Origin of the sequence: Nonomuraea sp. B10E15 (assembly GCF_039871615.1) — a bacterium.
Classification (GTDB): Bacteria; Actinomycetota; Actinomycetes; order Streptosporangiales; family Streptosporangiaceae; genus Nonomuraea.
In genome coordinates this window covers 105,668-125,464 of the sequence record NZ_JBDPMB010000014.1, presented here as the reverse complement: position 1 = coordinate 125,464, position 19,797 = coordinate 105,668, and the positions used below count along the sequence as shown (strand labels likewise).

Sequence of the window (19,797 nt, the reverse complement as noted above, 5' to 3'; positions counted from 1 at the left end):
CCAACCGGCCGAGATCTGAACGGCGAGGTTCTTGGCCATGGGCGGCGCCCCTCGGCCCCGTCCCTCTGGAGTCACGTGAGCGATGTGCCGCCCTCCCACCGGAGCAAACGATCGCACCGCCGGCGGCGTCGTCCCTGGCTGCGCGGGGCGATCGCCATCACCGCGGCGGTCGTCCTGCTGGTGGTCGGCGTGGTCGTGGGCGTCTGGGCCAGGCTGACCGGCAACGTCAAGCACGTCGACGTGACCGCCGACGACCTCGGCACCGCCCGGCCGGCCAAGGTGGCCGGCACCGCGCTCAACATCCTGGTCGTCGGCTCGGACCAGCGCGACGGCGCCAACGCGAAATACGGCCGCGTCGCGGGTGAGCGCACCGACACGATCATGCTGGTCCACGTGTCGTCCCGGCGCGACCATGCGATGGTCGTCAGCTTCCCGCGCGACTCGCTCGTGCAGCTGCCCGCCTGCCGGGCCACCGGCGACCTGCCGGGGCAGCGGCCGCACCTCGGCATGATCAACGAGTCGTTCAACTCCGGCGGCATCGGCTGCACCTGGAAGACGATCGAGGCGCTCACCCGCATCCACATCGACCACTTCGTGAAGGTCGACTTCTCCGGCTTCAAGAGCCTGGTCGACGCCGTCGGCGGCGTGGAGGTGTGCCTGCCCGAGCCCGTGCGCGACAAGAAGGCCCTGCTGCACCTGCCCGCGGGCCGGCAGACCCTCAACGGCGAGCAGGCGCTCGGCTACGTGCGCGCCCGCTACAGCATGGGTGACGGCTCCGACATCGGGCGGATCCAGCGGCAGCAGATGTTCATCGCCTCGATGGTCAAGAAGGTGATGAGCGGCGAGACGCTGGCCGACCCGGCCAGGTTGTTCGCCGTCCTCGACGCCGGCACCAGGGCGGTGACGACGGACCGCGGCCTGACCCCGTCCGTCATGAGGGATCTCGCGCTCAGCCTGCGCGGGCTGGACGCCGGGCGCATCCGTTTCATCACCACGCCGTGGCACTACTCCGTCACCCAGCCGGGCCGGGTCGAGTGGGTGCAGCCCCAGGCCGACAGCTTGTTCCGGGTGGTGGCCAGAGACCAGAGCGTGGAGGGCGTCAAGGGCGGCCAGGCCAAGGTCGCCCGGTCGAAGGTGCAGGTCGAGCTCCGCAACGGCACCTGGCGCAGCGGGCTGGCCCGTGAGGTGGCCGCCTCCCTCGAACAGCGCGGCTACCACATCGCCAAGATCGGCGACACGGCCCGCAAGCCGCAGGCGAGGACCACGATCCTCTACGGCCCGAACGGCGAGACCCGCGTGCCCACCCTCGCCCGCGACCTCGTGACGGCCGCGCCCAGGCACGTGCCCGCCGCCGAGACCAACCGGCTGGTGCTGGTGATCGGCGACGACTGGAAGGGGGTCAAGCCGCTGCGCGTCGACGACCACGAGGCGATCAAGGGCTTCGACGCGACCCACGACTCCTGCGCCGCCTGATCGTCACGCCACGCTAGCCGGTCCGCGCTGGCCGCCGGAACCAGTGCCGGTGGCTGCGAAGGAACGTCACCACGTACAACAGCTGCAGGCCGCCCTCGACGAGGAGGAACATGGCCGCGTCCACCGCCGTCAGCAGAGGACCGCCCTGGAAACCGGCGGCGAGCGCCGTGACCGCCCGCACAAGCGAGGAGACCACGATCGGTACGCCGTAGAACGCGTACATGGCCAGAGCCACGCCGGCGCCCCCGGCGAGGAAGACGCTGTACAGCCGGGTTGCCCGCCGCTCGTGAGGGGGCAGGACGGTCGACGGGTCCGCCGGGCGGCCTCTCCCTCGCACCGCGGACACGGCCCGCGCAAGCAGGTACCGCGCGTACGCCAACCCCTGGTCGAACAGGTTGCGGCAGCGAAGCAAATCGCGCAGCACGAAATACAGGTCCGATCGCATGTACACGTGCGCCTGGAGGGCGACGCTCAGCAGCACGGCCAGCATGAGCGCGCGCAGCAGGGCGGCCACCGGCTCGGGTGGCGGGGCGTGCGCGAGGAGCAGGACCAGCGCGGCGATGAGCAGGACGTCCCACGCCATGCCGGCGAGGTACACGCGGTAGCGCGCCCGCCGCGGCACGCCCCAGATCGCCGTGACGTCCGTCTGCATGACCAGGTGGTGGAGCCGGGTGCCGAAGCTGATGCGCGCCGGCGCGTCGAGCGAGCGCGCCGCGAAAAGATGCATGAGCTCGTGGACGGTGACGACGACCGAGAACATCGCGGTGTTGACCAGCACCACGAATCCCACGTGCTCGTTCCAGAAGAAGTCCTCGTAGCCGGGGAACACATCAGGACGGGTGAGCAGGGTGAGCACGGCCGCGGCGACGATCGCCCACCACAGCAGCACGACCGGCCTGCTGAACAGCCAGGACACGCTCGTCCGGGAGAGCGAGCCAAGATGAGGGCGTGGCGCACCCTGCGCCGGGTCGGGCAGCGGCTGTCCGTCGATCGACGCGACGAATCCCATCTCCCGCATGGTGTCCACGACGCCGGCCACGCCCACGCCGACCCCGTGTCTCCTGGCGATCTCCTCCTCCACGGCGGCGACCGTCAAGCCGTCGCCGAGCAACCGGATGATCTCACCGCACAGGGCGGGCATCTCGGCGAACTCACCGATCTCGGGCCGTCCGGCCACGATGTACTGAGGGTCGTCGTCATCGGGCCGGACAAGCAGGGGATGCAGTCCGACGACGCTCCGATCACCGACGGCGGCCGCCGGTGTCACCTCGCCGACCCGCAGTCAGGGCAATCCGCGTCGAAAGGGACTTCGATGGCGTAGGAGTGGTCCCAGCGAGCGTAGTTCCAGTGGAAAACCTGCCCACGGGTTTGGCGGGGCAGCCCACCGAGGTGATACAGCACGTCAAGGGCGCAGAGGTGCCCGCCGATATTGGCGCTGGCAGCGACCACCGCGTTGGGCTGATCCTCCCGCATCAGAGAACGGCCGTCCCGTTTGTGCTCACGCTGCGCCTCGCTGCGGTCCAGGCACGTCCAGCAGCCGGTCTCGCCGGGGTGGAAGGAGCCGACCACGGCCATCGGTCCCGCGTACAAGCTGAAGAACCACGGCGTGCCTGTCCGGAGCGCGGCCACATTGGTCCACCGCATGATGTCGGGGAACGGCTTGTCGGCGCAGAGCACGAACACGTCGCGGCCTGTCATCAGCTCGGCGATGTCGTCGGGGCCGGTCGCCTTCACGTCGCTTCCCGTGACTTCGACCAGCCGGTTCATCGAGGATAGGGAGGCGACCGCGGTGTCCACCTTGGAGCGGCCGATGTCGCTCTCGGAGTAGAGCAGCTGGCGGGTGAGGTTGGACTCCTCGATCAGGTCGTAGTCGGCGAGATGCAGCGCTCCGACACCTCCCGCGACCAGCCCGGAAGCCACCGCCGACCCCGTGCCGCCGACGCCGAGCAGGGCGATTTCCGCTTCCTTGATGGCGGACTGCACCGCGTACGGCGACTCGCGCGGGACGAGATCGATCCAGGAGAAGAAGTCGCGGGCCGTCCTGTAGCGCGCCGCTTCCTCGACGGTGAGGTTGGCCGGCAGCGGCGCGTCGGCCTCCTCTGCGAAGCCGCCGTCGATGACGGAGTTGATGACGTCGCCGACGCTCTGCCGATCCATGGAGGGAAACGCCGCGGTGAACTCGTCGATGATCTCCTCGACGGTTCTCGTGCCGTCCATCAGAGCGAGTAGCCGCTCGATCCGGCCATCCGCATGATCCTGTATCTCCGCGCCCACGCCGAACTGCTTGGTCCCGATGAGAATCCGGTTGCCGGGCAGCGCCATCGGCCGGTGAACCTGTTTGATCGCTGGCATCCGCATCGTGACGTCCTTTCTTCGGCGTTACGGAGACGAGGGAGCCGGCCGGACAATTCCGGTCGGCTCCCGTAGCGCTCAGATTCAGCCGCCGCTGATGTCACGCCAGATCGTGGTCTCAAGCTTCTCGAGCCGGCGGATGCGCAGCTCGAGCTTCTCGCCCTCGGCCTCCGGTCGTACCTCTTCGGGCATTTCCTTCTTCATTCGTCCTCCAAGATCACCATGAGTGCGTGTGCGCCCTGGCAACGCGCTTCGGCCTGTTGCCTGCGGCCACCGGCCAGAACGAACCGTCAGCACACGCTAGCCACGCCGGTCCTCGAACCGTCCTCTAACCGTCCTTATGCGGTGCATCCGGGCCAGCAGGTCATCCCAGGCCCTGGCCCCGGAACGGAACGTTCGGGACGTCAAGGCCGGCCAGGCCAAGGCGGGCCGGCCGGCGCCCCCCAAGCGGTGGAGCGATCCGCGCCACACGCGGCTCCCGCGCCGTCCGAGCGCCACGGGCACGGACGGCGCGGGCGTCAGGTGATGATGGTGGAGAGCGCGGCGAGGGCGTCGACGACCTGGTGGGCGTCGGGGGTGGCCGATGGGTCGAGCAGCCACTGGAGCATCAGCCCGTCGGCGATCGCCACCACCACCGACACGAACACCTCGGGGTTCATCGGCAGCTCGACCCCGAGCTCGCCGGCGGCCCTGCGCAGCATGCCGGCCCCGGCGGTGCGGGCGCGGGCGTAGGCCTGGGCCAGCTTCTCCCGCAGCACGGGCTCGCGCAGCGCCGCGGGATAGCCCTCGACGAGGAGCACGAGCTGCGGCCCGAGCTCCTCGAAGACGTCGATCAGCTCCCTCATGGCGCGTTCGAGCATCTCCCTGCCGGTGCCGGGCTCGGTGCCGAACATGGATCGCTCGACCCGCTCCGTCCACTGCTCGAAGATCTCGGCGATGGCCTCGTTGAGCAGCGCGTCCTTGCCGCCGAAGTGGTAGCCGATGGAGGCCAGGTTGGTGCCGGAGGCGGCGACCAGGTCTCGTGCGGTCGTGCGGGCGTAGCCCTTCTCCTGCAGGCAGCTCACGGCTCCCGCCAGCAGTCTCTCCCGGTATCCACCGGCCTCTGTTCGCGCCACGCGATCCATGGTATCCAGATATACGTCCGTATATGACGTACGTATATCTAGATGGAGGACGAACAGTGATCCCTCCGGGACCGAGAGTTCCCGCGCTGGCGCAGACCGCGCGTTTCATGGCCGCGGCGCCGAGCGCGTTCGAGGCCTATCACCGCAGGTACGGCCCGATCTTCACGGTTCGCTACGCCGGCTTCCCCCCGGAGGTCTACGTGACGACCGCGGAGCTGGCGGAGCAGGTCTACCGGACCGACCAGGGCGGCGGGCACGCCGGCGCGGCGCGCCGCGACTTCCTCGCGCATCTGGTCGGCGAGCATTCCGTGCTCACGCTGGACGGTGACCCGTGGTGGCGGCACCGCAAGACGCTCAACCCGCCGCTCCGCGCCAGGCAGGTCGCCGGCTACCACGACGACATCGCCACGATCGCGGCGGAGAAGATCGCGACGTGGCCGCTGGGCAGGCCCTTCGCGCTGCGCGATCGCATGCAGGAGATCACGCTGGAGATCATCATCCGGCTGATCTTCGGGATCAGCGACGCCGAGCGCGTCGGCAGGCTGCGGGCGCTGCTGCCGGCGCTGATCCAGACCGGCGGCTCCATGCAGGTGGCGATGCTGCCCGACCGGTTGCGCGGCCCCGCCGCACGGGTGCCGATCACGCCGTACGCGCGCTTCCTGCGGCTGCGCGCCGCCGTGGACACGATCCTGTTCGACGAGATCGGCCGCCGGCGCGGCACTTCCGGCGGCACCGACGTGCTCGGCCGGCTGCTGGACACCGGGCTGGACGACCAGGAGATCCGCGACGAGCTGATCACCATGCTGATCGCCGGTCATGAGACGACCGCGACCGGCCTGGCCTGGGCGTTCGAGCGGATCCTGCGGATGCCCGAGGTGCTGGAACGCCTGCCGGACGACGAGCCCTATCTCGACGCGGTGGTCAAGGAGGTGCTGCGCGTCCGGCCCGTCGTCTATGAGGCGCCACGGCTGCTCGACTCACCCCTGCGGCTGGGCGACTACGAGATCCCGGCCGGGTGGTACGCGGGACCGTACATCCCGCTCGTGCACCGCGATCCCGCCGCCTTCGCCGAGCCCGGGGCGTTTCGCCCGGAACGTTTCCTGGCGGGGCACCAGAACAGGGGCTGGATGCCCTTCGGCGGCGGGCGGCGCTTTTGCGTCGGAGCGCAGCTGGCGCTCCTGGAGATGCGCGTCATCATCCGGGAGGTGCTGCGCCGCCTGGAACTCGCGGCGCCCGATCAGGCGCCGGAGGCCAGGCGGCTGGCGAACGTGACGCTCGCGCCCGCGCGGCTGACCCGGGTCATCGCCCGCGCTCGGACTCCTGCTCGGACGGAGTAGGAGAGTCCTCGCGTCGCGGGTCGGCGCCCAGCTCCTCGCGGAGCCGGTCGTAGTCGATGTGATGGTTGGTGTACTTCAGCTGGCGAGCGACCTTCGTCTGCTTCGCCTTGGCTCTACCTCGGCCCATGGCTACTCTCCCTCGTCCCCGCTGCCATGCTATCCAACAACGTTACGACTTGAAGAATTATGCAACTGAACTCGATTACTCTGGCAACATGCACGTGGAGGTCCATCAGGCCAAGGCCGACTTCTTCCGAACGCTCGGCCACCCCGCTCGCATCCGAGTGTTGGAGCTGCTCCAGGAAGGGCCACTTCCCGTCAGGGACCTGCTGGCCCAGATCGACATCGAGGCTTCGAGCCTCTCACAACAGCTCGCTGTCCTGCGCCGGGCGGGGATCGTGAGCGCCATCCGCGAAGGCAGCACGGTGGTCTACACCCTGGCCACTCCAGAGCTCGCCGACCTGCTCGGCGCCGCCCGGCGCATCCTCACCGACATGCTGGCCGACCAGGGCGAGCTCCTCGCGGAGCTGAGAGCCGAGGTCACCTAGCCGGCCCGGGATCGACAAGGCGGGCGGAAAGGACAGATCCGTTAGGCTGCGGGCATGGTCTCCGAGCTGTTCGATCCCAAGGCGTGGCAGGCGGTCGAGGGATTCGAGTTCACCGACATCACCTACCACCGAGCCGTCGACCAGGGCACCGTGCGCATCGCGTTCGACCGCCCCGACGTGCGCAACGCCTTCCGCCCGCAGACGGTCGACGAGCTCTACCGCGCGCTCGATCACGCCCGGCAGACCACCGACGTCGGCTGCGTGCTGCTCACCGGCAACGGCCCGTCGCCCAAGGACGGCGGCTGGGCCTTCTGCTCGGGCGGCGACCAGCGCATCAGGGGCAAGGACGGCTACCAGTACGCCGACGGCACGCCGGCCACCGGGCGCCTGCACATCCTCGAGGTGCAGCGGCTGATCCGCTTCATGCCCAAGGTCGTGATCTGCGTGGTGCCCGGCTGGGCCGCGGGCGGCGGCCACAGCCTGCACGTTGTGGCCGATCTCACACTGGCCAGCGCGGAGCACGCCCGGTTCAAGCAGACCGACGCCGACGTGGCCAGCTTCGACGGCGGATTCGGCTCGGCCTACCTCGCGAGGCAGGTCGGACAGAAGTTCGCCCGCGAGATCTTCTTCCTCGGCGACACCTACTCCGCGGCCGACGCCCACCGCATGGGCATGGTCAACGCCGTGGTCCCGCACGCCGAGCTGGAGGCCACGGCCCTGGAGTGGGGCCGGAAGATCAACGGAAAGTCGCCGACGGCGCAGCGGATGCTCAAGTTCGCCTTCAACGCGATCGACGACGGCATGGTGGGGCAGCAGGTGTTCGCCGGCGAGGCCACGCGGCTGGCCTACATGACGGACGAGGCGGCCGAGGGGCGCGACTCGTTCCTGCAGAAGCGCGAGCCCGACTGGTCGCCGTTCCCCTGGCACTACTGAGCCGATGCGGATCACGGTGCCGGAGGCGCTGACCGCCTCTCATGTGAAGTACGACGGGGAGGCCGGGCGTGCCTGGTCGGCCGGGCTGCCCGCGCTCGCCGATCGTTACCTGGAGGAGTGGCGGCTGCGGCTCGACGGCGGGCCCAGGCACGGCGTGGTGTCGCTCGTGCTGCCCGTCGTCCGTGACGACGGCACGAAGGCAGCCCTCAAGCTGCAGCCCGTCACCGACGAGAACGCCACCGAAGCCATGGGGCTGGCCGCGTGGGCGGGCGACGCGTCGGTGTTGCTGCTCGAATCCGACCCGGCGACCGGCACCATGCTGCTCGAACGGCTGGAGGCCGACCGGTCGTTGTCCGCGGTGCCGGACGACATTGAGGCGCTGGGCATCCTCACCGACCTGCTGGCCCGTCTGGTGGCCCATCCCGCCCCCGCGGGGATGCGCCGGCTGGGCGACATCGCGCAGGCCATGCTCGACGACGTGGACAAGGCGCTCACGCGGCTGACGGACGAGCACCACCGCCACTGGATGACGTGGTGCGCCTCGGCGGTCGCCGAGCTCGTCCACGAGCCCGGCGACCGCCTGCTGCACTGGGACCTGCACTACGACAACGTGCTGGCGGCCGGGCGGGAGCCGTGGCTGAGCATCGATCCCAAGCCGCTGGCCGGCGACCCCGGGTTCGACCTGATGCCCGCCCTGGACAACCGGTGGGACGACGTGGTCGCGTCGGGTGACGTGACGCGGACGGTGCTCAGGCGCTTCGACCTGATGGTCGACCGGCTCGGGCTCGACCCCCGGCGCGCGGCGGGCTGGACCCTGGGCCGGGTGCTGCAGAACTTCCTCTGGGAGGTCGAGGACGGCACCCATGCCGAGAGCGAGTGGATGCGCATCCAGCTCGCGGTGGCCGAGGCCGTACGGCACCGGCAGTGACTCACAGGGTCAGCACGACCTTCCCGCGGCCGTGGCCGGTCTCGATCTCCCGGTGGGCGTCCGCGGCCTCCTCCAGCCGGTACGCCCGCCGCACCGGGAACGCGAACTCGCCCGCGGCGTACAGCGCGGCGTAGCGCCCGAGCCGTTCGGCCGTGCGCTCCCCCTGGACGACCTGGACTCCCAGCTCGGCGGCCTTGCCGTGCTCGACCAGCGTGACGATGCGGGTGCGGTCTTCGACCAGCTCGATCGACACCTCCAGCGCGTGGCCTCCTGCCCCGTCCAGGGTGGCGTCGATCCCGCCGGGCGCGAGCTCGCGCACCCGACCGGACAGCCCCTCCCCGTAGGCGACGGGGATGGCGCCGAGTTCGCGTAGATGGTCGTGGTTGACCTCGCGGGCGGTGCCGATCACGGTGGCCCCACGCCTCCTGGCGATCTGCACGGCCGCGGTGCCCACCGATCCGGCCGCGCCGTGCACGAGCAGCGTCTCACCCGCCGTGACACGCAGGCCGTCGAGGGCCAGCTCGGCGGTCTGCACGCCCGCGGTCATCCCGCCGGCCACCTCCCAGGGCACTTTCGCGGGTTTGGGGGCCACGTCCGCGGCGGGCACGACGATGTACTCGGCGTAGGCGTGCAGCCGCGAGAACCCGAGCACCTCGCTGCCCGGCGCCACCCCCGTCACGCCGGGTCCCACCTGGTCCACCACGCCGGCGAACTCGTTGCCGGGGATACGGGGGTAGCCGATGTCCGACATGTACGGAGGAAGCCACCCCGCTCGTACGGCCGCGTCGAACGGCTGTACGCCGGCCGCCCGCACCCGCACCCGTACCTCTCCCTGGCCCGCCTGCGGTGCGGGCAGCTCCATCACCTTCAGCACGTCAGGGCCGCCGGGCTCGGCGAAGGCCGCGGCCCTCATCAGTTCGCTCATGGGACAGAGCCTGCTACCTCAAGCGAAGTTGAGGTCAAGTCACATACTGTTATGGGAACTTTTCCATTTACTCGGTCTTTATCTAGATATAGTGCGACAGGGACACACACGGGGACGGGGCACCTAGGTGGGATGACCGAGTTCACAGACGCCGCATTCAGCTTTCCAACTGTCATTTTCAGCATCCTTCTCATCGTGGTCGTGGGGTATTGGCTGGCTGTCATCACCGGCCTGTTCCACGTGGACGACGACGCGGCCTGGCTGGGGCTCGGGGGAGTTCCCGCAGGGATCACGCTCTCGGTGCTGATCGCGGTGGCATGGACGCTGTGCTTGATCGGCAGCCAGACGGTGGGGGGCGACCTGCTGTTCGCCGTGCCGGTCGTCGCCGTGGCCGGCGGCTGGTTCGCCGCCCGTGGCCTGCTGCTTCCGCTGCGGCCGCTCTTCCGCGAAGGGGACAGGTCCTCGCGGAAGGACTTCATCGGCCAGATGTGCGTGATCCGCACCGGCGAGGCCACGCCCGACTTCGGCCAGGCCGAGGTCAGCGCCGCGGACGGCGCGTCCGCGATCGTGCAGGTGCGCACGACCGGGCTGGACCGCCTCGACCGCGGCGCCACCGCACTCATCTTCGACTACGACAAAGACGGCGAATTCTTCTTGGTCATGCCGTATGAAAGTGAGCATTGATGGACGTCATCTCTACCGGACTCGGCATACTCATAGCGGTTATCGCGATCATTGCCATCGGGCTGCTCGTCCTCATCGGCCGCCTTTTCCGTAAGGTCGAACAGGGCAAGGCACTGATCGTTTCCAAGATCAACAAGGTCGACGTGACGTTCACCGGCAAGATCGTCCTGCCCGTCGTCCACAAGGCCGAGGTCATGGACATCTCGGTGAAGACGATCGAGATCCACCGCACCGGTCGCGAGGGCCTGATCTGCCGCGACAACATCAGGGCCGACATCAAGATCACGTTCTTCGTACGCGTGAACAAGACCACGGAAGACGTCATCAAGGTCGCCCAGGCCATCGGCACGGCCAGGGCCAGCGACGAGCAGACGCTGCAGGAGCTGTTCAACGCGAAGTTCTCAGAAGCGCTGAAGACGGCCGGCAAGCACCTGGACTTCGTCGACCTCTACACCAAGCGCGACGAGTTCCGTGACGAGATCATCCGGCTCATCGGCACGGACCTCAACGGCTACAGCCTCGAAGACGCCGCCATCGACTACCTGGAGCAGACCTCCCTGGCCCAGCTCGACAAGAGCAACATCCTCGACGCGCAGGGCATCCGCAAGATCACCGAGCTGACGGCCCTCGAGCACGTGCGGACGAACGAGTTCCGGCGCAACGAGGAGAAGGAGATCACCCGCCAGAACGTGGACGCCCGCGAGGCCATCCTCGAACTGGAGCGCCGCCAGGCCGACGCCGAGCTCAAGCAGCGCCGCGAGATCGAGACCGTCAAGGCCCGCGAGGAGGCGGAGATCGCCCGCGTGCAGGCCGAGGAGCGGCTGCGCGCCCAGACCGCCGGCATCAAGACCGACGAGCAGATCGGCGTGCAGCGGGAGAACCAGCACCGCGAGATCGCGGTCGCCGAGAAGAACCGCGAGCGCGTGATCGCCATCGAGACCGAGCGGATCGACAAGGACCGCCTGCTCGAGGTCATCGCCAAGGAGCGTGAGACCGAGCTGTCCCGCATCGCGAAGGACAAGGAGGTCGAGACCGAGAAGCGCTCGATCGCCGAGGTCATCCGCGAGCGCATCGCGGTCGACAGGACCGTGGCCGAGCAGGAGGAGAGCATCAAGCGGCTGCGCGTGGTCGAGGAGGCCGAGCGCACCCGCCAGCAGGTGATCATCGCCGCCGAGGCCGAGGCGCAGGAGAACCTGGTCAAGGACATCAAGGCCGCCGAGGCCGCGGAGGCCGCCAGCAAGTTCAAGGCCCGCGAGGAGCTCGTGCTGGCCGAGGCCAGGCAGCAGGCCGCCGATCTGGACGCGCGGGCCAAGATCCGACTGGCCGAGGGCATCCAGGCCGAGTCCGCCGCCGACGGCCTGGCGCAGGTCCAGGTCAAGGAGCGCGACGCGGACGCCATCGAGAAGATCGGCCGCGCCGAGGCGCTGGCGCTGAAGGAGAAGCTGGCCGCCGAGGCCGACGGCGCCAGGGCCATGGCGCTGGTCGAGGGCGACCGGCTCAAGGCGCGGGCAGAGGGCGAGCAGGCGATGGCGCTGGCCGACGCCGCCGCGGTCGGCGAGAAGCTCAAGGCCGAGGCCGAGGGTCTCACCGAGAAGGCGGCCGCGATGGCCGCGCTCGACGAGGCCAGCAGGGAGCACGAGGAGTACCGCCTGCGCCTGGAGGCCGACAAGGAGATCCGTCTCAAGCACATCGACGTGTCGCGGCACGTGGCCGAGTCGCAGGCGAGCGTCCTGGCCGCCGGGCTGGCCAAGGCCAACATCGACATCGTCGGCGGCGACACGATGTTCTTCGACAAGGTGGTCGGCTCGATCACCGCGGGCAAGGCGGTCGACGGGTTCATCGGGCACTCCCAGGTCGCGGGCGCCCTGGCCGAGCCGTACGTCAACGGGACGGCCAGCCTGGCGGCCGACCTCGCCGACGTGGTGAGGGGCGTGCGTACCGAGGATCTGAAGAACCTGACCGTGTCCGCCCTGCTCATGCAGCTCATCAACAACGGCGGCCCGCAGTCGTCGGCGCTCGGCGAGTTGCTGGAGACGGCCCGCCGGCTGGGGGTGGCCGACTCGCCGGTGGCCGCGCTCGCCGGGGCGAGGGGCTGACCGTCTGTGACTGCGCTCGAAGCCGGGCCCGAGCTGGAGGCGGGGACCTACGAAGTCCTCAGGAACCGGCTCCAGGCCCAGGCCGAGGCCCTCGCGGCGAAGGCCGAGGCGGTCAACCAGGAGCGGCTGCGCGTGTTCGGCGGCGCGGAGCTGCGCCTGCTGGGCACCGAGCGGATCCGTACGGAGAACAACTGCGTCCCCAGGGACATCGTCTCCCTGGGTGACGTGATGTTGTTCGGCTACAACGTCTTCATCGGGCTCAAGCCGGAGACGACGGTGGCCGACGTGTTCGCGGTGCACCGGTTCTCCAGGGACGGCGACGCCTTCCGGTTCGACGCCGACAAGCTGGAGGCGCTGGAGGATCCGGCGTTCAGGAAGGACTTCGCCGAGCTCTACCGGTACTACAAGGAGACGCGGCTGCAGCAGCTGCGGCGGGTGGAGGGCAAGCTGCTGGCGGTGTTCCAGACGGGTCCCGCGGATCTGCGGGTGCTCCGCTGGGCAGTCAGCACCGGCGGAGCCCCGAAATATCTGGATAACAGGGGTGAGCGTGACCACGTCTTCCCCCCGTCCCACGACTTCGAGTGGACCCCCACCACCCGCGACGACCACGTGCTCGGCCGCCACCCGCACATATCCATCGACGGCGAGGTGTTCGTCGAGACCGTCGGCGGCGACCTCACCATCAAGATCGAGGACAACACGGAGACCGGCGCCGGCATCTACTCCGAGCCGGTCACCGAACCCCTCCAGAGCCTCGCCGACGCCGACGTCGAGTACTCCCGGGTCGGGCCCCTCATCCTCATGCGGATCAAGCCGTACAAGGAGACCGACTGGCGGCACCTCGTCTTCAACGTGCGCACCAGATCCGTCGTGCGGCTCGACGGCATCGGGCAGGCCTGCCAGCGGCTGCCCGAGGACCAGGGACTGATCTTCCCCGGCGGCTACTACCTGGCGACCGGGGTCAGCAAGACGTTCGACACGGACGTGACCGACCTGGAGTTCGAGCGGGTGGTCCGCTCCCCCAACGGCGAGGACGTCCTGTACGTCTTCCACGCCAGAGGCGACGGGCGCTCGCTGCTGCTGCCGTACAACGTGATCAGGAAGGAGGTGGCCACGCCCATCGTCTGCCACGGATACTCGTTGTTCGAGGACGGCACGATGGTGGTCTTCCGCGCCACCTCCGAGGAGCCGACCCGGGTCCACCCCATGCAGGTCTGGCAGACCCCGTACGTCTCCGACACCTACGCCGCCGCCCAGCCCGCCGGCACCGGGCCGCTGGAGCGCATCGGCAACGCCGAGCTGGTGCGCGGCATCTCCGACTGCCTGTCGGTGTCCCGCATGGTCGAGGAGATGGCGCCGTCCGCCGGGACGTTCGAAGGGCTCATCGCCGCGTGCACGCGGGCGTTCGACTCCTACCACTGGCTCGGCGACCACGGCCTGCGCGGCCCGCTCTCCGACGTACGCGCCACCGCCGAGCAGGTCCTCGACGAGTACGAGAACGTCGAGCAGCTCACCAGGCAGGCCGAGCAGACGCTCGCCACCGCGACGGAGGAGACCACCCGCCTGGTCCGCCGTGCCCAGGCCGACGACCCGGTCACCGCCGACGCCTGGGTGAGCCTGCTGGCCACGCTGCGCAGGGCCCAGGGCCACCTGGTGACGCTGCGCGAGGTCCGCTACGTCGACCTGGCCGCGCTCGACGCGCTGGCCACGTCGGTGGCGGAGGAACTGGACTCGGTGGGCCGACGGGCGGTCGCGTTCCTGGAGGGCGCGGACGCGTTCACCGCCTACCACGCCGCCGTCGAGCAGCTGGCCGCCGAAGCCGCCGCGATCACCACGGCCGCCGAGGCCGAGCCCGTCGCCGACCGGCTGGCCGAGCAGTCGGAGGGGCTGGAGGTGGTGACGGAGGTCGTCGGCTCCCTGGAGATCGCCGACGCCACCGTGCGCACCTCCATCCTGGGCCGCATCGCCGAGGTCCTCGGCGGTGTCAACCGCGCCAGGGCCGTGCTGGACGGCCGCCGCCGCGAGCTGCTGGGGGCCGAGGGGCGGGCCGCGTTCGCCGCCGAGTTCGCCCTGCTGGGGCAGGCCATCACGGGTGCGCTGGCGATCGCCGACAGCCCGGAGAAGTGCGACGAGCAGCTCGGCCGGCTGATGCTCCAGCTGGAGAACCTGGAGTCGCGCTTCGGCGAGTTCGACGACTTCGCCGCGCAGCTGTCGGCCAAGCGGGACGACGTCTATGAGGCGTTCTCGTCCCGCAAGCAGGCGCAGCTGGACGAGCTGGCCCGGCGCGCCGACCGCATCTTCGCCTCCGCCGAGCGGGTCCTCGTCAGCGTCACCCGCCGCCTCGGCTCGTTGTCGTCGCTCGACGAGGTGAACACCTACTTCGCGACCGACCCGATGGTGGCCAAGATCCGCTCGGTCGCCGGCGAGCTGCGCGCGCTGGGGGACGCCGTACGCGCGGAGGAGCTGGACGGGCGGATCAAGTCGGCCCAGCAGGAGGCCGCGCGTTCCCTGCGGGACCGGCTGGACCTGTTCTCGGACGGCGGCGAGACCCTGCGACTCGGCCACCACCGGTTCGCCGTCAACACCCAGCCGATCGACCTGACGCTGGTGCCGCACGTGGAGCGCGACGACGACCGCACCTCCATGTACTTCGCGATCACCGGCACCGACTACCGCGCGCCCGTACCCGAGTCGTTCGCCGACACCCGGCCCTTCTGGGACCAGTTGCTGGTCTCGGAAACTCCCGACGTCTACCGGTCCGAGCACCTGGCCGCCTCGCTGCTCGACTCGGTCACGGCCGGCGCGCCCCTGGCCGACCTGGTCAGGCAGGCGGCCGAGTCGCGGTACGACGAGGGCTACGAGCGGGGCGTGCACGACCACGACGCCACGATCATCCTGGACGCGCTCGTACGGCTGCGCGACGGAGCCGGGCTGCTGCGCTACCCGGCCGACGTCCGCGCGGCCGCCCAGCTGTTCTGGGCGTTCGGGCTGGACGAGGTTTCACGTAAAACATCGACGACCCGGGCGCTGTCGCTGGTGCGGGCGCGCACGGTCTTCGGCGACACCTCCGCCCTGGGCGCGCTGGCCGCCGAGCTGGGCGCCGCGATCGCGGAGTTCATGTCCGGTCTCGGTACGGACGCCGCGCCGGACGCGGGCCTGGCCGGCGAATATCTCGTCGAGGAGCTGGGCGGCGGCCCGGCCGGGTTCGTGACCAGCAAGGGCGCGCGTGACCTGCTCGACGCGTTCCGCCACGAGCTGGGCCCGGCCAAGGCGCGCGAGTTCGACGAGGACCTCCAGGCGGTCGCCCTGCCCGAACGCCTCCAGCTCGCGCAGGCGTGGATGTCCGCCTTCCGCGATGGCCCCGAGGTCACCGAGGCCATCGCCGTACAGCTGTGCGACCTGCCCCGCCACGACTCGAGCGCCGCCACGACCGAGACCGTGAACGGGCTGCTGGGATCCCACCCCCGCGTCGCCGGGCGCAGGCTGGAGATCAGGCTCGACGAGCTGCTCACCAGGGCGCGCCGGTTCCGGCAGGAGCGGGTGCCCGCCTACCGCGCCTTCCAGCGCCGCAGGAGCGAGCTGGTCGAGGCGGAACGGCGGCGGCTGCGCCTGGACGAGTACCGCCCCAAGGTCATGAGCGCCTTCGTCCGCAACCGCCTGCTGGACGAGGTGTACCTCCCGCTGATCGGCGACAACCTGGCCAAGCAGCTCGGCGCGACCGGCGCGGGCAGGCGCACCGACCAGATGGGCCTGCTGCTGCTCATCTCGCCGCCCGGCTACGGCAAGACCACCCTCATGGAATACGTCGCCAGCCGGCTCGGCCTGGTGTTCGTCAAGGTCAACGGCCCGGCGCTGGGCCACGGCGTCACCTCGCTCGACCCGGCCGACGCGCCCGACGCCACGGCCAGGCAGGAGGTGGAGAAGATCTCGTTCGCGCTGGAGACGGGCAACAACACGCTGCTCTACCTCGACGACATCCAGCACACCTCGCCGGAACTGCTGCAGAAGTTCATCTCGCTCTGCGACGCCCAGCGCCGCATCGAGGGCGTGTGGAACGGCCGCACCCGCACGTACGACCTGCGCGGCAAGCGGTTCGCCGTGTGCATGGCGGGCAACCCGTACACCGAGTCGGGCCAGCGGTTCCGCATCCCCGACATGCTGGCCAACCGGGCCGACGTGTGGAACCTGGGCGACGTGCTGTCCGGCAAGGATCACCTGTTCGCGCTCAGCTACATCGACAACGCCCTCACCTCCAACCCCGTGCTCGCGCCGCTCGCCGGCCGCGACCGCGCGGACGTGGAGCTGCTGGTGCGGCTGGCCAGGGGCGACACGACGGTACGGCCCGACCAGCTCGGCCACCCGTACACCAAGCCGGAGCTCGACCAGATCCTCAGCGTGCTGGCCAAGCTGGTGCGGGTGCAGGAGGTGGTCCTGGCCAACAACCAGGCCTACATCGCCTCGGCCGCCCAGTCCGACGCCGCCCGCACCGAGCCGCCGTACCGGCTGCAGGGGTCGTACCGGAACATGAACAAGCTGGCCGAGCGCATCGTGCCCGCGATGAACGACGACGAGCTCGAAGCGCTGATCGACGACCACTATCTGGGCGAGGCCCAGACCCTGACCTCGGACGCCGAGGCCAACCTGCTCAAGCTGGCCGAGCTCCGTGGCCGCCTGACACCCGCCCAGGCCGAACGGTGGGCGGCGATCAAGGCGGCCTACCTCAGGGCCAAGGCGCTCGGGGGAGCCGAGGACGACCCGATGACCAGGGCCGTCGGCGCGATCGGGCTGCTGGCCGACCGTGTCGGCGATGTCGGCACGGCCATCAGGGAGTCCGAACGCTGACCGGCGCCCGCTCGGGGCGGGCCCGTGCGGCGCCAGGTCATCCGGTGAGCGCTTCCGTGGCCTCCCGCTGCAGGGCCGTCGACCGTTTCAGGTAGTCGAGGATCAGCGCCAGCTCGTCGTCGGTGTACCGCTCGTACAGGTGCGACAGCGCCGCGACGAACGGCTCGAACAGCTCCGCGAACCCGGCCAGCTGCTCCGGGTTGATCTCGACGATGACCCGGCGCCGGTCCTTGGTGTCGCGTACCCGCCGCACCAGCCACCTGGACTCCAGCCGGTCGACCAGCCCGCTGACCGTCGCCGGCGCCAGCCCCGTGTGCTGCGCGAGCTCCCCCGCGGTCAGGGGCCCGAGGCGTTGCAGCAGGTCGAGGGTCTTCTCTTCGGTCATGCCGAGGCCCAACCGCGCGCCCATGGCGCTGTGGTACATCACGGCGGCGTTGCTGCTCTCCCGCCCCGCCGTGCTGAGCGCCTCCAGCAAATCATTTCGTTGCTCCGAAATATCTCTGGACACGAGATCTTCTTCCTGCCTATATTTCGTTCGACCGAACGAAAGGATATCACCGTGAAAGCGTTGATCGTAGGGTGCGGCATCGGCGGCCCCACCACCGCGATGGCCCTGCGCGAGGTGGGCATCGACGCCGAGATCTTCGAGGCGTACGAACGGGGCGCCGACACCGTGGGCTCGTTCCTGAACATCGCCTCCAACGGCCTGGCCGCCCTGCGCACGCTCGGCGCCCACACGAGGGTGATGTCGTCGGCCATCCCCACTCCCCGGATGGTCATGTGGAGCGGCTCCGGCAAACGGCTCGGCGAGGTGGCCAACGGCCTGCGGCTCGACGACGGCACGGTGAGCCACACCATCCTGCGGTCCGACCTCTACCGGGCCGTCCGCGACGAGGCCGCCCGGCGCGGCGTCCCGATCTCGTACGGCAGGCGCCTGGTCTCGTACGACGACCGGGGAGACCAGGTGACGGCCAGGTTCGCGGACGGCACGGAGGCCACCGGCGACCTGCTGATCGCGTGCGACGGCCTGCACTCGCGCACCCGCGACATCCTCGACCCGCGCGCCGTGCGGCCCCGCTACAGCGGCCTGTACAGCTTCGGCGGCATCGTCGAGGACTCCGGGCTCACCGGCGAGCCCGGGACTTACAACATGGTCTTCGGCAAGCGCGCGTTCTTCGGCTACACGGTGGCCGAGTCGGGCGAGACCTGGTGGTTCGCGAACCTGCCCAGGCAGCCCGGCGACATCCCGGACGACTGGAAGCCGGTGCTGGCCGAAGCGTTCGAGCACGACGCGAACGCCTCGGCCGACCTGATCCGGCACGCCGACGTCGGGCCGGGGCTGCCCGTCCACGACCTGCCGCCGGTGTCCGTGTGGCACCGCGGCCGGGCCCTGCTCACCGGCGACGCCGCGCACGCGACCTCGCCGAGCTCCGGCCAGGGCGCCTCGCTGGCCGTCGAGGACGCGATCGTGCTGGCCCGGTGCCTGCGCGAGAGCGACGACCACAGGAAGGCGTTCGAGCGTTTCGAGGCCGCGCGGCGGCCCCGGGTGGAACGGGTCGTGGCCTACTCAAGGACGATCAGCAACAGCAAGGCCGCGGGCCCGGTCGCCCGGGTCTTCCGCGACCTGATGTTGCCGGTCTTCCTGAAGAAGAGCGCGAGCCAGGAATCACTCGCCTGGATGTACCGCTACGAGCCGAGCCTGTGACACCGCGCCGGCGCTCGCGGGCACGAGCGGCAACCGCACGTCCGGGGTCGGGATCATGCCCTGGGCGTGCAGCACGCCCTTGAGCACGGTGGGGTTGGGCTCGGCGAAGAGCGTCGCCGAGAGCTTGGCCAGCCGGTGCCCGAGCGTCCTGGCCCGGGTGACGTCCCCGGCGTGCCAGGCGCCGGCCAGCTCGGCGAAGCTCGCGGTCTCCAGATGCGCTGAGGCCAGGATCCCGCCGGCCGCGCCCAGCGCCAGCAGCGGCGAGATGAACGCGTCGTCGCCGCCGAGCACCTCGAACCCGCCGGGCGGGTCCCCGAGCAGCGCCACGGCGTCCTGGTCGAGGCCCGCCGCGTACTTCACGCCGGCGATCATCGGATGAGCGCCCAGGCGGCGCAGCGTGGCGGCCCCGACCGCCTGCCCGGTCCTGTAGGGGATGTGGTAGATCACCAGCGGCACCGGCGTCTCCTCCGCCAGCGCCTCGAAGTGCGCGACCACGCCGCGCTCTCCCGGCCGCAGGAAGTACGGCACGGTCACCAGCGCCGCCCCCACCCCCTCCGGGAGGCGCCGCAGCGCCACGGCCGTCGATCGGGTGTCGTTCCCCGTCACCCCCACCGTCAGCAGCGCCTGCCGCTCGGCGCAGACCCGCGCGCAGACGTCGATCACCAGCGCCCGCTCCTCCGGATCGAGCGCGGCCACCTCTCCGGTGGTGCCCAGCGCGACCAGGCCGGCCGCGCCCTGGTCGAGCACGTGGCCCGCGAGCTTCTCGACCGCGTCCGCGGCCACCTCTCCCGAGGAGGTGAACGGGGTGATCAGCGGTACGTGGATTCCTCTCAGCATGCTTCGAGGGTGA

At 70.3% G+C, this 19,797-nt stretch carries 16 protein-coding genes; 9 read left to right on the top strand and 7 right to left on the bottom strand.

Annotation, left to right across the window (positions count from 1 at the left end):
• Positions 1-75: 75 nt before the first annotated feature.
• A complete protein-coding gene (locus ABGB14_RS32305) occupies positions 76-1,473 on the top strand; it encodes an LCP family protein (protein ID WP_347647611.1) in 1,398 nt (465 codons plus the stop codon).
• 13 nt (positions 1,474-1,486) lie between these two features.
• On the opposite strand, the gene ABGB14_RS32300 is transcribed toward ABGB14_RS32305, so the two are convergent.
• The 3 genes from ABGB14_RS32300 to ABGB14_RS32290 all read right to left on the bottom strand — a co-directional run bounded on the left by ABGB14_RS32300 (position 1,487) and on the right by ABGB14_RS32290 (position 4,940).
• Positions 1,487-2,740: a hypothetical protein gene (locus tag ABGB14_RS32300; protein WP_347647610.1), complete on the bottom strand. Its 1,254-nt coding sequence runs from the start codon at positions 2,738-2,740 to the stop codon at positions 1,487-1,489.
• Entirely contained in the window at positions 2,737-3,795 is a 1,059-nt protein-coding gene (locus tag ABGB14_RS32295) for a ThiF family adenylyltransferase (RefSeq protein ID WP_347647609.1), read from the bottom strand. The genes ABGB14_RS32300 and ABGB14_RS32295 overlap by 4 nt, the downstream gene beginning before the upstream one ends.
• Before the next feature lie 548 nt (positions 3,796-4,343).
• Entirely contained in the window at positions 4,344-4,940 is a 597-nt protein-coding gene (locus ABGB14_RS32290; RefSeq protein ID WP_347647608.1) for a TetR family transcriptional regulator, read from the bottom strand.
• Between the two features lie 65 nt (positions 4,941-5,005).
• On the opposite strand from ABGB14_RS32290, the gene ABGB14_RS32285 reads away from it, so the two are divergent.
• On the top strand, positions 5,006-6,286 hold the full coding sequence (locus ABGB14_RS32285; protein ID WP_347647607.1) for a cytochrome P450: 1,281 nt from the start codon (positions 5,006-5,008) through the stop codon (positions 6,284-6,286).
• Here the strand turns inward: ABGB14_RS32285 and ABGB14_RS32280 are convergent.
• Positions 6,249-6,413 (bottom strand): DUF3073 domain-containing protein, encoded by a 165-nt coding sequence (locus ABGB14_RS32280; RefSeq protein WP_132515731.1) that lies wholly within the window; start codon positions 6,411-6,413, stop codon positions 6,249-6,251. The two genes, ABGB14_RS32285 and ABGB14_RS32280, sit on opposite strands and share 38 nt — an antisense overlap.
• Before the next feature lie 88 nt (positions 6,414-6,501).
• On the opposite strand from ABGB14_RS32280, the gene ABGB14_RS32275 reads away from it, so the two are divergent.
• The 3 genes from ABGB14_RS32275 to ABGB14_RS32265 are packed head-to-tail and all read left to right on the top strand — an operon-like array spanning position 6,502 to position 8,695.
• Complete coding sequence (locus ABGB14_RS32275) at positions 6,502-6,834, top strand: metalloregulator ArsR/SmtB family transcription factor (protein ID WP_090938046.1); 333 nt, start codon at positions 6,502-6,504, stop codon at positions 6,832-6,834.
• A 54-nt stretch (positions 6,835-6,888) separates the two neighbouring features.
• Entirely contained in the window at positions 6,889-7,767 is an 879-nt protein-coding gene (locus ABGB14_RS32270; protein ID WP_347647606.1) for a 1,4-dihydroxy-2-naphthoyl-CoA synthase, read from the top strand.
• A 4-nt stretch (positions 7,768-7,771) separates the two neighbouring features.
• Entirely contained in the window at positions 7,772-8,695 is a 924-nt protein-coding gene (locus ABGB14_RS32265; protein ID WP_347647605.1) for an aminoglycoside phosphotransferase family protein, read from the top strand.
• Position 8,696: 1 nt separating this feature from the next.
• Here ABGB14_RS32265 and ABGB14_RS32260 read toward each other — a convergent pair whose 3' ends face one another.
• Positions 8,697-9,620 (bottom strand): NADP-dependent oxidoreductase, encoded by a 924-nt coding sequence (locus ABGB14_RS32260; protein WP_347647604.1) that lies wholly within the window; start codon positions 9,618-9,620, stop codon positions 8,697-8,699.
• A 195-nt stretch (positions 9,621-9,815) separates the two neighbouring features.
• On the opposite strand from ABGB14_RS32260, the gene ABGB14_RS32255 reads away from it, so the two are divergent.
• From ABGB14_RS32255 to ABGB14_RS32245, 3 genes are read left to right on the top strand one after another with little or no spacing between them, the layout of a single operon-like run.
• The gene (locus tag ABGB14_RS32255) at positions 9,816-10,304 is read left to right on the top strand and encodes a hypothetical protein (protein ID WP_347647603.1); all 489 of its coding nucleotides are present in this window, start codon (positions 9,816-9,818) and stop codon (positions 10,302-10,304) included.
• The gene (locus tag ABGB14_RS32250; protein WP_347647602.1) at positions 10,304-12,400 is read left to right on the top strand and encodes a flotillin family protein; all 2,097 of its coding nucleotides are present in this window, start codon (positions 10,304-10,306) and stop codon (positions 12,398-12,400) included. Before ABGB14_RS32255 ends, ABGB14_RS32250 begins: the two co-directional genes overlap by 1 nt.
• A gap of 6 nt (positions 12,401-12,406) precedes the next feature.
• A complete protein-coding gene (locus ABGB14_RS32245) occupies positions 12,407-17,242 on the top strand; it encodes a DNA repair ATPase (RefSeq protein ID WP_347647601.1) in 4,836 nt (1,611 codons plus the stop codon).
• 37 nt (positions 17,243-17,279) lie between these two features.
• Here the strand turns inward: ABGB14_RS32245 and ABGB14_RS32240 are convergent, their stop codons facing one another.
• Positions 17,280-17,750 carry a MarR family transcriptional regulator gene (locus ABGB14_RS32240; protein WP_347647600.1) on the bottom strand — a complete coding sequence of 157 codons (471 nt, stop codon included), beginning with the start codon at positions 17,748-17,750 and terminating at the stop codon, positions 17,280-17,282.
• Positions 17,751-17,801: 51 nt separating this feature from the next.
• Between ABGB14_RS32240 and ABGB14_RS32235 the strand changes: the two genes are divergently transcribed.
• A complete protein-coding gene (locus ABGB14_RS32235) occupies positions 17,802-18,947 on the top strand; it encodes an FAD-dependent monooxygenase (protein WP_347647599.1) in 1,146 nt (381 codons plus the stop codon).
• Here ABGB14_RS32235 and ABGB14_RS32230 read toward each other — a convergent pair.
• Complete coding sequence (locus ABGB14_RS32230; RefSeq protein ID WP_347647598.1) at positions 18,909-19,784, bottom strand: 4-hydroxy-tetrahydrodipicolinate synthase; 876 nt, start codon at positions 19,782-19,784, stop codon at positions 18,909-18,911. The two genes, ABGB14_RS32235 and ABGB14_RS32230, sit on opposite strands and share 39 nt — an antisense overlap.
• Positions 19,785-19,797: the final 13 nt, after the last annotated feature.

Bases quoted from the DNA above. Each gene is read 5' to 3' on its own strand.
- ABGB14_RS32295 (WP_347647609.1), bottom strand. From the start codon at position 3,795: ATGGCGCTGCCCGGCAACCGGATTCTCATCGGGACCAAGCAGTTCGGC.
- ABGB14_RS32280 (WP_132515731.1), bottom strand. From the start codon at position 6,413: ATGGGCCGAGGTAGAGCCAAGGCGAAGCAGACGAAGGTCGCTCGCCAG.
- ABGB14_RS32275 (WP_090938046.1), top strand. From the start codon at position 6,502: ATGCACGTGGAGGTCCATCAGGCCAAGGCCGACTTCTTCCGAACGCTC.
- ABGB14_RS32270 (WP_347647606.1), top strand. From the start codon at position 6,889: ATGGTCTCCGAGCTGTTCGATCCCAAGGCGTGGCAGGCGGTCGAGGGA.
- ABGB14_RS32265 (WP_347647605.1), top strand. From the start codon at position 7,772: ATGCGGATCACGGTGCCGGAGGCGCTGACCGCCTCTCATGTGAAGTAC.
- ABGB14_RS32260 (WP_347647604.1), bottom strand. From the start codon at position 9,620: ATGAGCGAACTGATGAGGGCCGCGGCCTTCGCCGAGCCCGGCGGCCCT.
- ABGB14_RS32250 (WP_347647602.1), top strand. From the start codon at position 10,304: ATGGACGTCATCTCTACCGGACTCGGCATACTCATAGCGGTTATCGCG.
- ABGB14_RS32230 (WP_347647598.1), bottom strand. From the start codon at position 19,784: ATGCTGAGAGGAATCCACGTACCGCTGATCACCCCGTTCACCTCCTCG.